Source organism: Variovorax sp. PAMC26660 (genome assembly GCF_014302995.1).
GTDB lineage: Bacteria > Pseudomonadota > Gammaproteobacteria > Burkholderiales > Burkholderiaceae_C > Variovorax.
Genome location: NZ_CP060295.1, coordinates 3,405,395 through 3,418,412 on the forward strand (window position 1 = coordinate 3,405,395; position 13,018 = coordinate 3,418,412).

Sequence of the window (13,018 nt, forward strand, 5' to 3'; positions counted from 1 at the left end):
ACGCGTGCTTTTTTTTAAGCCGAGGAACCTGTATGAGCTCCAATTTCAGGACTGAACACGACTTCCTCGGCGAAAAGCAGATACCTGCCATCGCCTACTGGGGCGTGCACACGGCGCGTGCCGTCGAGAACTTCGCGATCTCCGGCACCCGCATCTCGGCCATGCCAGACCTCGTGCGTGCGCTGGCCTACGTGAAGAAGGCGGCCACCCGCGCCAATGCCGACCTGGGTGCCATCGACCGCGACCGCGCCGCCGCGATCATCCTGGCCTGCGAGGACCTCATCGACGGCAAGCTGCTCGGTGAATTCGTGGTCGACGTGATCCAGGGCGGCGCCGGCACCTCGACCAACATGAACGCCAACGAGGTCATCTGCAACCTCGCGCTGGAGAAGCTGGGCCACGAGAAGGGGCGCTACGACGTGCTGCACCCCAACGACCACGTCAACGCCTCGCAGAGCACCAACGACGTGTATCCGACGGCGGTGCGGCTGGCGCTGTGGTTCGCCATCGGACGGCTGCTCGAAGCCATGGCCGCGCTGCGCCGCAGCTTCGAGGCCAAGGCGCTGGAGTTCAAGGACGTCCTCAAGATCGGCCGCACGCAACTGCAAGACGCGGTGCCCATGACGCTGGGCCAGGAGTTCCTGACCTACGCCATCATGATCGGGGAAGACGAGGCCCGCCTTGGCGAGGCTCGCGCGCTGATCGAGGAAATCAACCTCGGCGCCACTGCCATCGGCACCGGCATCAACGCGCCGCTCGGCTATGCCAACCTGGCCTGCCAGTACCTGGCCGAGCAGACCGGCGTGCCGCTCAAGCAGGCCGCCAACCTGATCGAAGCCACGCAGGACACCGGCGCCTTCGTGCAACTGTCGGGCGTGCTCAAGCGCGTCGCGACCAAGCTCAGCAAGACCTGCAACGACCTGCGCCTTTTGTCCAGCGGCCCGCAGGCCGGCTTCGGCGAGATCCGGCTGCCGGCGCGGCAGGCCGGCTCGTCGATCATGCCGGGCAAGGTCAACCCGGTGATCCCGGAAGTCATGAACCAGGTGGCCTTCGAGGTCATCGGCAACGACATCACCGTCACGATGGCCTCGGAAGCCGGGCAACTGCAGCTCAACGCCTTCGAGCCGATCATGGGCTGGAGCCTGTTCAAGAGCATCCAGCACCTGGGCAACGCCTGCCTCACGCTGCGCATCAACTGCATCGACGGCATCGAGGCGAACCGCGAATTCCTGGCCAAGCGGGTGCGCGAGTCGGTCACACTGGTTACCGCGCTCAACCCGCTGATCGGCTACGAAAAGGCCGCGCTCATCGCCAAGACCGCGCTGGCCACCGGCGGCCCCATCGACCTGGTGGCCGAATCGCTGGGCATCATGACTCGCGCCGAGATGGAAGCGTTGCTCGTGCCGGAGAACCTGACCCAGCCCGTGCGCCTGACGGCGGCACCGCTTCCGCCGGCTGCGGAGCCTTCGGGCACAAAGGCTGCTTAGTGAAAGTCGGACAATGCCAGGAGGCAGGATCGCACCAGGCTGGCGCCCCTATGCGCCCGGTCGGTGCAGTGAGTGCGGCGATGCACCGGGTTGGTCCGGGTATCACGCAAAATGTGAATGTCTAGAATTTCGTTGTATCTGTTTCAGTCACCTCAGGAGTTTTCCGTATGAAAAAACAAGTATTGGCATTGGCAATCGCGGCACTGGCCGCCGGCGGCGCGATGGCGCAAGCCAATGACACGCTGGCCAAGATCAAGGCTTCCGGCGTCATCACCGAAGGTGTGCGCGAATCCTCGGGCCTGTCGTACACGCTGGGCAATGGCCAGTACACCGGTTTCCACTACGACGTCTGCGCCAACATCATCAAGGACATCGAGAAGCTCGCCGGCAAGAAGCTCGAAGTCAAGTTCCAGCCCGTCACCTCGCAGAACCGCATTCCGCTCGTGCAGAACGGCACCGTGGACATCGAGTGCGGCTCGACCACCAACAACGCCACCCGTCAGAAGGACGTGGCCTTCGGCGACACCACCTACGTCGAAGAAACCAAGATCCTCGTCAAGGCCAACTCGGGCATCAACTCGCTGGCCGACCTGAAGGACAAGACGGTCGCCACCACCACCGGCACCACGCCGCTGCAGACCGTGCGCAAGCAAAAGCGCGCCGAGAACCTGACCTTCAAGGAGGTCTACGGCAAGGACCACTCCGACAGCTTCCTGCTGGTCGAGACCGGCCGTGCCGACGCCTTCGTGATGGACGGCTCGATCCTGGCAGCCCTGGCCGCCAAGTCGAAGGCACCCAAGGACTACAAGATCCTGAACGATGTGCTGGCTGTCGAACCCATCGGCATCATGATCCGCAAGGACGACCCGGCCTTCAAGAAGGTCGTGGACGACAGCATCAAGGCACAGGCCAAGTCGGGCGAGCTGAACAAGCTCTATGACAAGTGGTTCATGAAGCCGATCCCGCCAGCCAACGTGATCATCGGCCTGCCGCTGGGCGAAGCCACCAAGAACGCCTGGGCCAACCCGAACGACAAGCCTGCGGAAGACTACGTCACCAAGGAATAAGCGGCGCGTCGCTGCGCGAATGACGCCCACCTTTCGCGGTGGGCGTTTCTTTTCAGGGACTGGTTTTTTGAAGACGGTGAAGGAGTAAGAAAATGGGCAACTGGGATTGGCAGGTCTTCCTGCAAGACCCCGGGGGGGACTATCCGACCTACCTGCAATGGATGCTGTCGGCCTGGGGCTGGACGGTGTCCGTGGCACTGCTGGCGTTGATCGTCGCGTTGGTGCTGGGCTCGCTGGTCGGCATCATCCGCACGCTGCCCGACAGCCCGTGGCTGGTGCGGCTGGGCAATGCGTGGGTCGAGCTGTTCCGCAACATCCCGCTGCTGGTGCAGATCTTCCTCTGGTATCACGTGATCCCGGCCATGATCCCCATCATGAAGGGTGTGCCCAGCTTCATCCTCGTGGTGCTGGCACTGGGCTTCTTCACCTCGGCGCGTATCGCCGAGCAAGTGCGCTCGGGCATCCAGGCGCTGCCCAAGGGCCAGCGCTATGCGGGCATGGCAGTGGGCTTCACCACCACGCAGTACTACCGCTACGTGATCCTGCCGATGGCGTATCGCATCATCATCCCGCCGCTCACCAGCGAGACGATGAACATCTTCAAGAATTCGTCCGTCGCGTTTGCCGTGTCGGTCACCGAACTCACCATGTTCGCCATGCAGGCGCAGGAAGAAACCTCGCGCGGCATCGAGGTCTACCTTGCGGTGACGGCGTGCTACGTGGTGTCGGCCCTGGCCATCAACCGGCTCATGGCATTCATCGAGAAGAAGACCCGCGTGCCGGGCTTCATCGTCTCGGCCAGCGCCGGCGGCGGAGGCCACTGACATGATGAATCTCGACCTGTCGTTCTACAACTGGGACGTCATCAGCAACTTCGTCGTCAAGGGCTTCTACTTCAGCATCATGCTGACGGTGGTGGCCACCATCGGCGGCGTGATCTTCGGCACCATCCTGGCGCTCATGCGGCTGTCGGGCAAGAAGTGGCTCGACACGCCCGCAGCCATCTACGTCAACGGCATGCGCAGCATTCCGCTGGTGATGGTGATCCTGTGGTTCTTCCTGCTGGTGCCGGCGTCGTTCTACTCGCTGTTCGGTTCGTGGGGCGCCAACTACCGCTCCGAAATCTCGGCCGTGATCACCTTCGTCGCGTTCGAGGCGGCCTACTTCAGCGAGATCATGCGCGCGGGCATCCAGTCGATCCCGCGCGGCCAGGTCAACGCCGGCCAGGCGGTCGGCATGACCTACGGCCAGAACATGCGCCTCGTGGTGCTGCCGCAGGCCTTTCGCAACATGCTGCCGGTGCTGCTCACGCAGACCATCATCCTGTTCCAGGATACGTCGCTGGTCTACGCCATCGGTGCCTACGACATGCTCAAGGGCTTCGAGACGGCGGGCAAGAACTTCGGCCGTCCGATCGAGGCCTACCTGCTCGCGGCCGTCGTTTACTTCATCATGTGCTACGCCCTTTCTTGGCTGGTCAAGCGCCTGCACAAGAAGATCGCCATCATTCGCTGATTGAGTGGCTGAACCGGAGAGAAAGAAATGTCCGAAAAAATGATTGAAATCAAGAACGTCTCCAAGTGGTATGGCCCGGTACAGGTGCTCAACGACTGCTCGGTGAACATTTCCAAGGGTGACGTGGTGGTGGTGTGCGGGCCTTCGGGCTCGGGCAAGTCCACCCTCATCAAGACCGTGAACGCGCTCGAGCCCTTCCAGAAGGGCGAGATCACTGTCAACGGAATCCCGCTGCACGACCCCAAGACCAACCTGCCCAAGCTGCGCTCCAAGGTCGGCATGGTGTTCCAGCACTTCGAGCTGTTTCCCCACCTGTCGGTGACCGAGAACCTCACGATCGCGCAGATCAAGGTGCTGGGCCGCAGCGCGGACGAAGCCAAGGTGCGTGGCCTGAAGATGCTCGACCGCGTGGGCCTGATGGCGCACAAGGACAAGTTCCCGGGCCAGCTCTCGGGCGGTCAGCAGCAGCGCGTGGCGATTGCCCGTGCGCTGTCGATGGACCCGATCGTGATGCTGTTCGACGAACCCACTTCGGCGCTCGACCCCGAAATGGTCGGCGAAGTGCTCGACGTGATGGTGGCCCTGGCCAAGGAAGGCATGACCATGATGGTGGTCACGCACGAAATGGCTTTCGCCCGCAAGGTGGCGAGCCGCGTGATCTTCATCGACGTGGGCGGCAAGATCCTGGAAGACTGCCCGAAGGACGAGTTCTTCAACCACCCTGAAAACCGTCAGCCGCGTACCAAGGATTTCCTGAACAAGATCCTGCAGCATTGATCGATTCGCTGCCGTACGGGAAAGTCAAAGAAAGCCACGCTGTTTCGCAGCGTGGCTTTTTTCATTCGCGGCCTGCCGCGGGCAGTGCCCTGTCGAACTGCGAGGGCGGGCAGTCCCACCGCGCTGAGCGGGATCGTGTTTAGGCACCTGTGCGCGCAAGTGCGTTGATCAAGGCTTGGAATGCGTTCAATCCAGAGATGGCCTTGGTTCCCTGGGCGGGATTTGAATCTACACTCCAGCCGCAGAAGAAATTCGCTCCAGTGAACCGGAGCGTTGTCGGTCTTGCCTGGGGCGCGGGCAAGTCCACAGGAATCAAAGGAGAGAGGATGGACAAGCTGGCAGCCTGGTTTTCCGTGCTGATGCTGGGACTGGTTGGACACCAGGCGATTGCCCACACCGGGCCCACGAACGAGGACATGTTCGAAGACTGCAAGGTCTATCAAGAGTCGCAGAAAAATGACTCGAAGGGCGGCAAGGCGGCGCTGCAGTCGATGTATTGCCTGGGATGGGCGACCGGGGCATTTCAGATGTTCAACGTTCAGTCGCGGTGCGACATGAGCAGAAGAACCATCAATGGCACGATCGATCAGTATGTTGCATTGATTCGGCGCGAGGGTCTGCTCGATCAACCGGCCACCATTACCCTGTCGCTCTACATGGAAGGGTGCTACTGCGGAAAGTCATCGGCCGTGTTCTCATGCAGATGACCTGGCTGTGAAGCACTTGGCTTGCAGTACCGAACAAGAGGCAACGCATTTCCGATAGACGGTCGAAGTCTTCTAGCCTCGCATGAAGCCGGCGTATGCGGGCAGTGCGAAGATGCTGCCCAGAACAAGCAGGAGCACCTCGTAGGTCGCGAGTCCTGCCCAGAACTTGAAAGGCTCCTGCTGCCTGAAAACCCTGTACCCGGCGCCGATGACTCCCGCTTTGACTGCCGAATAGGGATACCACAAGGGCAGGCTGAACCAGCACAACAGCGCGACGGAGTAGAGGAGTTGCGACCAGAGGCTTGGCTCGACTGCCTTTGCGATGAGCTGCAGGACAAGGCCGCTTATCAACATGCCCGCTGAAATCCGGTCGAAGGAGGTAGATGGATTCGCCGAGTCTGGGATGGGCATCGTGTGATGCTAGCTGTTCTGCCCGATCAAAGAACACAGATGGGGCGTGGCTCAGGGCAACCGAGAAATCCTCTGCGTCAGCAGATCGAAGAAGCCCTGCGCATCCCCTTCTGCAATCCAGTTCACGTTGGCCGGCTTCTTCAGCCCGCCGTACCAGTCGACCGCCGTCTGGCCGAAGCCGATGCCTTCGCGGCTGTCGACTTCCACATTCACCTGCCTGCCCTTGAACAGCGAAGGCTGCAGCAGGTAGCCGATCACCGTGGCGTCATGCACCGGGCCGCCGGTCAGGCCGTAGTACTTCATGTCGTGCTGCACATAGGCATCGAGGATGTCGGCGACGGTCTTGCCGGCCTGGTTGCCGATGCCGCGCAGCCTGGCGATGCGCTCGGGGCTGGTCAGCACCTTGTGCGTGACGTCCAGCGGCAGCATGGTGATCGGCACACCGCTCTTGAGCACGATCTCGGCCGCATGCGGGTCGGCGAAGACGTTGAACTCGGCCGTCGGCGTGATGTTGCCGCCGTTGAAATGTGCGCCGCCCATCAGCACCAGCTCGCGCAGGCCGCGTGTGATGTCGGGGGCCTGTGTCAGCGCCAGCGCGAGGTTCGTTTCGGGCCCGAGCATCGCGAGCGTTACGCTCTTGTCGGGGGCCGCGCGCAGCGTGCGGATCAGGTAGTCGACGGCATTGCCTTCGGCCAGCGGCTGGCTCGGCTCGTGTACCTTCACGCCCGTGATGCCTTCGCTGCCGTGAATGTCGGCCGCATAGATCGGCGTGCGCACCAGGGGGCGCGGCGCACCGGCATAGACCGGAATGTCGGGCCGCTTCGCCCATTCGCGTGCAAGCCGTGCATTGCGTGATGTCTTGGCCAGCGGCACGTTGCCCGCCACCGTGGTCAGCGCCTGGATCTTCAGCTCGTCGGGCGAAGCCATGGCGAACAGCAGCGCGATGACGTCGTCGGCGCCGGGGTCGGTGTCGATGATCAGCGTGTGCACCGTGGGCTTGCCGGGCGTGGCATCGGCGGCATGGGCATTCGAGGCAGCGAGGCTGAGGGTCAAGATGACGAATCCAAGAACAACAGGAAGGGCCAGAAGAAAAAGCAGGCGGCGTGCCGTCGTGGATGCGATGGCCGATGCGGTGGATTTCAGGGGCATGGGAGCGATTCCTTGCAGGCGCGGGAGTGCGCCGCAAGTCAGTCTGCCAGAGCATCGCGCGCCGCAACGCGCGATCGCGGCTGCATTTTCGGCCATCGCGCGCAAGCGTGCGACACGTGCAAACCAAGGGGTTAGCGCGCGAATTCGCCCGGAGTGAAAAGTGTGCAGGCGAGCAGCGGTGACGCACGCCTCACTGTTGCGCGCGCCCCTCACCGAGCCGCTGCGCGAAGAACGACAGGATCTCGTCGCGCGCTGCCACGGTGGGCTGGCCCGCTTCGTCGATCAGGTGCGCCGTCACCACGCTGTGCGGGCTGGCGACCACCTTGTCGAAGAAGGGCGGTGTCTGTGGATTGGCCGCGCTGTCGGGCAGCACGCGCGCGACGAAGCGCTGCCCCAGCGCTTCGGCAAAGGCGGCGAAACGCTCGGCCCTGCAATGCCTGTCGCCGTCGAAGCGGTAGGCCATCACCGTCAGGTCTTCGCGCTCCAGGCGCTCCCGCACGGCGGCCAGTTCCTCGGGCGCCATGTTCATGCCGGCCGGGTTGTCCATGGGCAGCGAAGGTTGGCACACCACCGGCGCCAACATCGAAGGCTCCAGCATCATCGACAGCGCGAAGTTGCCGGTGAAGCACATGCCGATCGCGCCCACGCCGGGGCCACCGCATTCCTCGTGCGCGAGCCGGGCGAGGGCACGCAGCCACTGCGTCACCGGGCTCGATTCGTTGGAAGCAAAGGCACGAAACTCCGCACTGACGCAGGCGCGCTTGAAGGTGGCGATGCCTTCCTCGACACCCGGCACGGCACCATCGCGGCCGAACAGCGACGGCATGTAGACCGTGAAGCCCGCGTCGCGCACCCATCGGCTGAAGCGCGCGACGTGCGGGCTGATGCCCGGCATCTCGGTCATCACGATCACTGCGGGCCCCGTGCCCGTCACGTGGACCACCTTGGTGATGCTGTCGAGCGTGATCGAACGGGGCTCGAAATCGTCCAGCGGATCGTCGCGATTCATGCGGTGGCCTCCACCAGATGCTGCAGGTGTGCGTAGCCCGCGGCGCGGGCGAAATCGGGGAGCTTCCACAGCGCGCCGCCCACGCCCCAGGTGCCATTGGGCACGTCGTGCAGGACGACCGAACTCAGCAGTTGGCGCTTGTCGCCCTCGGGCATCGAAGCCTTGAATGCCGCGTGCATCAGTTGGACGAACTGCGCGCGCGATGCCTCGTCCAGCACACCGGCAGGCAACTGCACGGTGGCCGCACAAGGCAGGAACTTCGCCGTGACGTCGGCCCCGCCGCATGTCCAATTGCCGGCGCTGATTTCCTCGATCAGCACCCAGCAGAGGAACTGCTTGGCCGGGTCGGACGGAATCTGCTCGGCCGCCGATGCGGCCTCCCTGATCTTCAGCACCAGCGTCGCACGACTGTCGCTGGGGAAAGAACCTTGGGGAATCTTGACGAGGATGTTTGGCATGTCGGAACCTGTGATGTGGAGCTTGTATTGGAGCGATCCCATCGTCAGAATGACAGTGTCTGATTTGACTGTTTTAAGGTGCTATCCGACATGCATGATTTCACAGTCCTGGTCTTGGAGGACGCGTACGCCAGCAGCGTGGCGGTCACGCTCGACATCCTCGCCGCGGCGGGCGTGCTGGCGGCCAGGGTGGATGTGGCTGCCCCGCGATGGCGCCTGTGCTCGGTCGAGGGTGGCCCGATTCGGCTGCAGGGCGGCATGACGGTGGACACCGCCAAGTTGCCAGCAAGGGCCAGGGATGATCGTTCGACGTGGGTGTTGCCGGGTCTGGGGTTGAACACGTCGACGGAGGTCCGGCAACGGCTCGAAGACGCCGATGCGGCAAAGGCAATTGCCAGCCTCGCACGCCATGCGCGCATGGGTGGGCCTGTCGCCGCTTCCTGCTCGGCAGTGTTTTTTCTGCACGCTGCGGGGCTGCTTGAAGGCCGCCGTGCCACCACGTCGTGGTGGCATGCGCCATTGCTTCAAAGAATGGCGCCGGGCTGCACCGTCGATGCAGACCGCATGGTGTGCTCGGACGGCCCTGTGGTCACGGCCGGTGCCGCGTTTGCCCAGACCGACCTCATGCTGCACCTGCTGCGCGAGCGCTTCGGCAATGCACTGGCCGATCTGGTGTCGCGCATGCTGCTGATCGATGGACGCCAGGCCCAGGCCCCGTACATCGTCCCCGAGGCGATGGCCAGCGGCAACGACCTTGTGGCCAAGGTCGCCGCGCGCATCGAGTCCGCATTGCCGGCACCACCGACGGTGAGCGCGCTGGCGCGCGAGTTCTGCATGTCCGAGCGAACGCTGTCGCGCCACATCCAGAAGGCCACCGGCAAGAGCACACAGGCGCTGGTGCTGGGCGTCAGGCTGCGCCGCGCGCGGGCTCTGCTAGAAACCAGCCGCATGACGGTCGAGCAAGTGGCCGGTGCCGTGGGCTACCAGGATGCCACGGCATTGCGGCGCCTGATGAAGAAGGTGACCGGCGCGAACCCAAGCCGGTACCGTTGCTGAAGCGCGCCTCTTCCGATTACTTCTTGCGCGCCGCAATCGCCTTCTCGGCGTTCGCCACCAACTCCACGCCCACCGTGGACTTCCACTTGTCGTACACCGGCCGCGTCGCCTTCACGAAGGCTTCGCGCTCGGTCGGTGTGAGGCTGGTCACCGTCACGCCCATGCCCGCGATGTCCTTCAGCACGGGCTTGTTCGCTTCCACCAGGCCCTTGCGCGCGATGGCGATTTCTTCCTTGCCGGCGTCGACGGCGGCCTGGCGCACGATGGCCTGGTCGGCCGGCGTCCACGAGGCCCAGATTTCCTTGTTCACCACAAACACCAGCGGGTCGGCCACGTAGCCCCAGGTGGTCACGAACTTCTGGCCCACGTTCTGCATCTTGAGCACGGTGAACAGGAACAGAGGGTTCTCTTGCCCGTCGACCGCACCGCTCGCAAGCGCGGGCTGTGCGTCGGCCCAGCTCATCTGCGTGGGGTTGGCGCCGAGTGCGGTGAACAGGTCGGCGAACAGCGGCGAGCCGACCACGCGGATCTTCATGCCCTTCAGGTCTTCGGGCGACTTGATCGGCCGCTTGGAGTTTGTGATCTCGCGGAAACCGTTCTCGCCCCAGGCCAGCGGCACGACACCGGCCTTGTCGATGGTCTTGAAGATCTCCTGGCCCACGCTGCCCTGCGTCAGCGCGTCGATGGCCGCGTAGTCGGGCATCAGGAAGGGCATGGAGAACAGGTTGAGCTGCTTGACCTGCGGCGACCAGTTGATGGTCGAGCCCACGGCCATGTCGATCACGCCCTGGCGCAGTGCGCTGAACTCGCGCGTCTGGTCGCCCTGGATCAGCGACACGCCCGGGTACAGCTTGATGTTGATGCGGCCCTGGGTGCGCTCCTTGACCATGTCGGCCCAGATCTTCCCGGCCTGTCCCCATGGCGTCGGCGGGCCGAGTACCAGGGACATCTTGTATTCGGGCTTGTAGTTGCCTTGTGCAACGGCGGCGGTGCTGGCAAAGCCAAGGGCGGTCGCGGCCATGGCAAGGCCGAGCAGGGTACGGCGGAATTTCATGAGAGGTCTCCTTATTTTTGGAACACAAACTGGCACTGAAAACTTTTCGGGGAACACGGGTTTGTTTGTTCGGGGCGGGTGCGAATGACACCAGGTGCTCCCCTCCGCGAATGTCCCCCGCTTCGCTCCTCCTTTATTTCGCTGCGGGGAGCACCTGGCGTCATTCGCACAGGGACACGCTGCTGGTGATCGGCGATCAACAACTGCTCTGTCCAACGCTCACGTCGATACGGGGCTCTTTTTCGCGAAATAAAGGAGGAGCGAAGCGGGGGACATTCGCGAAAAAGAGCACCGTGTCGGCGTGAGTGTCGCCCTGAACAACGGCCGTCCCCAACCCGCACAACGCGACGAACAAAAACACAGGCTCGCATTCGAATCAGTACCCGAGCTTGCGCGGCAACCACAACGCAAGCTCGGGGAAGATGATGACCAGCACCATCACCAGGAACATCGCGAACAGCAACCAACCCACCCATCGCACGGTCTCTTCCATGCGCACCTTGGCGATGCGGCACGACACCATCAGGTTCACCGCGAGCGGCGGCGTGAACTGCCCCAGCGCCACCTTGAGCGTGAGGATCACGCCGAACCACACCGGGTCCCACTTGTAGTACTGAACGATCGGCCACAACAGCGGCACGAAGATCAGGAAGATCGACACGCCATCCAGGAACATGCCGACCGTGATCAGCAGCAGGATCAGCAACGACAACACGCCGTATTCGCCCAGCCCCGAGTTCACGATGGCATGGGCCACCGGATCGATCACGCCCAGCGTCGACAGCGAGTACGCGAAGATGCCGGCCAGCGACACCACCACCAGGATCACCGCCGACAGCTCGCCCGACTCGCGCAGAATCACGAACAGATCGCGGACCTTGATCGTGCGGTGCACCACCATGCCCACGAACAGCCCGTAGAACACCGCCACCACGGCCGCCTCGGTCGGCGTGAACCAGCCCAGGCGCATGCCGCCCAGGATGAGCACCGGCGCTGCCAGGCCCCAGATGGCATCGCGCAAGCTCTTCCAGAATGGCGGGCGCGGCAGCGCGGCTTCGAGCGTGCCCATCTTGTGCTTGCGCGCCAGCCACACGGCCGGGACCATCAGCGCAAGGCCCGCCAGGATGCCGGGGATCATGCCGGCGGCAAAGAGCGCCGGCACCGAGGCATTGGGCACCAGCACCGAATAGACGATGAAGGCCACCGAGGGCGGAATCAGGATGTCGGTGGCCGCTGCGGCGCCCACCACGCTGGCCGCGAAGGCGCTCGGGTAGCCCGCGCGTGCCATGGCCGCGATCATCACTCCACCCACGGCAGCGGCCGTTGCGGGGCCCGAGCCCGAGATGCCGCCCATGAACATCGCCACCGCGATCGTCACCAGCGGCAGCATGCCCGGCCCGCGTCCGACGATGGCAATGGCGAAGTTCACGAGGCGCAGCGCCACGCCCGAGCGGTCGAAGATCGAGCCGACCAGCACGAACATCGGAATCGCCAGCAGCGGGTACTTGCCCAGGCCGGCATAGAAGTTCTGCGGTACGGCCAGCAGACCGAACCATTGGGCGTCGCCGTTGGCCAGTGCGATACAAGCGGCGCCGGCCAGGCCCAGCGCGGCGCCGATGGGTACACCCACCAGCATCATCGCGACGAAGGCGACAAAGAGAAGCGTGGCGATCACTTGGCGTCGCCCTTGCTGCTGCTGTTGCTGGTCTTCTTGCTGGCGGGTGGGTCGGACTTGTAGTTCGTCTTGCGGCCGCGGCGGATCATGAGGCCGACCGCGCGCAGCGCGATGGCGAACGACACGATCGGCAGCCAGATCGAGTACCACCAGGCCGGCAGGCCGATGCCCGGCGTGGTTTCTTCAAAACGGTAGTCGTCCCACACCATGCGGATGCTGAGCGCGCCGATCAGCGTGAACAGGATCGCGATCATCAGCGCGCCGAACTGCGCGAGCCGCTTGCGCCGCGCCATCGAGCCGCTTTCGGAGAAGTACTCGATGCGGATGTGCCGGTCGCGCGCCACGGCCGCGGAGCCGGCCACCAGCGCCAGCATGATCATGAGGAACACCGAGAACTCTTCGGTCCAGGCAAAGGACGAGTCGGTGAAGTAGCGCACCAGCACATTGGCGAAGGTGATGAGCGCCAGCGCGCCCATGATGAGGACGGTGAGCCAGTCCTCGATGGCAAGGGGAACCTTGGTGGGTTCGTCGGCGGCTTCGATGTCGGGGGAAAGAGGGCTGGCGGCGTCCAGCGTGGGGCCGGACTCGGGTGGAGTTGTCATCGCGGGAAGGTCAGTGAGGCAAACGCCATGTCACCGGGCGGACGCCGGGAT

General features: G+C 63.8%; 14 protein-coding genes. 7 read left to right on the top strand and 7 right to left on the bottom strand.

The features are described 5' to 3' along the window. Window positions 1–32 precede the first annotated feature (32 nt). The 6 genes from H7F35_RS16195 to H7F35_RS16220 all read left to right on the top strand — a co-directional run bounded on the left by H7F35_RS16195 (window position 33) and on the right by H7F35_RS16220 (window position 5,553). Entirely contained in the window at window positions 33–1,487 is a 1,455-nt protein-coding gene (locus H7F35_RS16195; RefSeq protein WP_187113831.1) for an aspartate ammonia-lyase, read from the top strand. Between the two features lie 167 nt (window positions 1,488–1,654). Further along, entirely contained in the window at window positions 1,655–2,554 is a 900-nt protein-coding gene (locus tag H7F35_RS16200; protein ID WP_187113832.1) for an amino acid ABC transporter substrate-binding protein, read from the top strand. A 92-nt stretch (window positions 2,555–2,646) separates the two neighbouring features. Continuing rightward, entirely contained in the window at window positions 2,647–3,378 is a 732-nt protein-coding gene (locus H7F35_RS16205) for an amino acid ABC transporter permease (RefSeq protein ID WP_187113833.1), read from the top strand. A gap of 1 nt (window position 3,379) precedes the next feature. Beyond that, window positions 3,380–4,069 (top strand): amino acid ABC transporter permease, encoded by a 690-nt coding sequence (locus H7F35_RS16210; protein WP_187113834.1) that lies wholly within the window; start codon window positions 3,380–3,382, stop codon window positions 4,067–4,069. A gap of 39 nt (window positions 4,070–4,108) precedes the next feature. Next, window positions 4,109–4,846 carry an amino acid ABC transporter ATP-binding protein gene (locus tag H7F35_RS16215; RefSeq protein ID WP_187114296.1) on the top strand — a complete coding sequence of 246 codons (738 nt, stop codon included), beginning with the start codon at window positions 4,109–4,111 and terminating at the stop codon, window positions 4,844–4,846. A 326-nt stretch (window positions 4,847–5,172) separates the two neighbouring features. Further along, window positions 5,173–5,553 carry a hypothetical protein gene (locus tag H7F35_RS16220; protein WP_187113835.1) on the top strand — a complete coding sequence of 127 codons (381 nt, stop codon included), beginning with the start codon at window positions 5,173–5,175 and terminating at the stop codon, window positions 5,551–5,553. 72 nt (window positions 5,554–5,625) lie between these two features. Here H7F35_RS16220 and H7F35_RS16225 read toward each other — a convergent pair whose 3' ends face one another. From H7F35_RS16225 to H7F35_RS16240, 4 genes are all read right to left on the bottom strand, one after another. Then, the gene (locus tag H7F35_RS16225) at window positions 5,626–5,964 is read right to left on the bottom strand and encodes a hypothetical protein (protein WP_187113836.1); all 339 of its coding nucleotides are present in this window, start codon (window positions 5,962–5,964) and stop codon (window positions 5,626–5,628) included. Window positions 5,965–6,015: 51 nt separating this feature from the next. After that, window positions 6,016–7,050: a nucleoside hydrolase gene (locus H7F35_RS16230; RefSeq protein ID WP_410010791.1), complete on the bottom strand. Its 1,035-nt coding sequence runs from the start codon at window positions 7,048–7,050 to the stop codon at window positions 6,016–6,018. 253 nt (window positions 7,051–7,303) lie between these two features. Next, entirely contained in the window at window positions 7,304–8,122 is an 819-nt protein-coding gene (locus tag H7F35_RS16235) for a dienelactone hydrolase family protein (RefSeq protein ID WP_187113837.1), read from the bottom strand. Beyond that, window positions 8,119–8,580 carry a tautomerase gene (locus tag H7F35_RS16240; RefSeq protein ID WP_187113838.1) on the bottom strand — a complete coding sequence of 154 codons (462 nt, stop codon included), beginning with the start codon at window positions 8,578–8,580 and terminating at the stop codon, window positions 8,119–8,121. Before H7F35_RS16240 ends, H7F35_RS16235 begins: the two co-directional genes overlap by 4 nt. A 90-nt stretch (window positions 8,581–8,670) precedes the next feature. Between H7F35_RS16240 and H7F35_RS16245 the strand changes: the two genes are divergently transcribed. Further along, window positions 8,671–9,636 (top strand): GlxA family transcriptional regulator, encoded by a 966-nt coding sequence (locus tag H7F35_RS16245; protein ID WP_187113839.1) that lies wholly within the window; start codon window positions 8,671–8,673, stop codon window positions 9,634–9,636. A gap of 16 nt (window positions 9,637–9,652) precedes the next feature. Here H7F35_RS16245 and H7F35_RS16250 read toward each other — a convergent pair whose 3' ends face one another. The 3 genes from H7F35_RS16250 to H7F35_RS16260 form a co-directional block, all read right to left on the bottom strand. Then, on the bottom strand, window positions 9,653–10,690 hold the full coding sequence (locus H7F35_RS16250; RefSeq protein WP_187113840.1) for a DctP family TRAP transporter solute-binding subunit: 1,038 nt from the start codon (window positions 10,688–10,690) through the stop codon (window positions 9,653–9,655). Window positions 10,691–11,066: 376 nt separating this feature from the next. Further along, complete coding sequence (locus tag H7F35_RS16255; RefSeq protein ID WP_187113841.1) at window positions 11,067–12,365, bottom strand: TRAP transporter large permease; 1,299 nt, start codon at window positions 12,363–12,365, stop codon at window positions 11,067–11,069. Then, window positions 12,362–12,967: a TRAP transporter small permease gene (locus H7F35_RS16260; protein ID WP_187113842.1), complete on the bottom strand. Its 606-nt coding sequence runs from the start codon at window positions 12,965–12,967 to the stop codon at window positions 12,362–12,364. The genes H7F35_RS16255 and H7F35_RS16260 overlap by 4 nt, the downstream gene beginning before the upstream one ends. Between the last annotated feature and the right edge of the window lie 51 nt (window positions 12,968–13,018).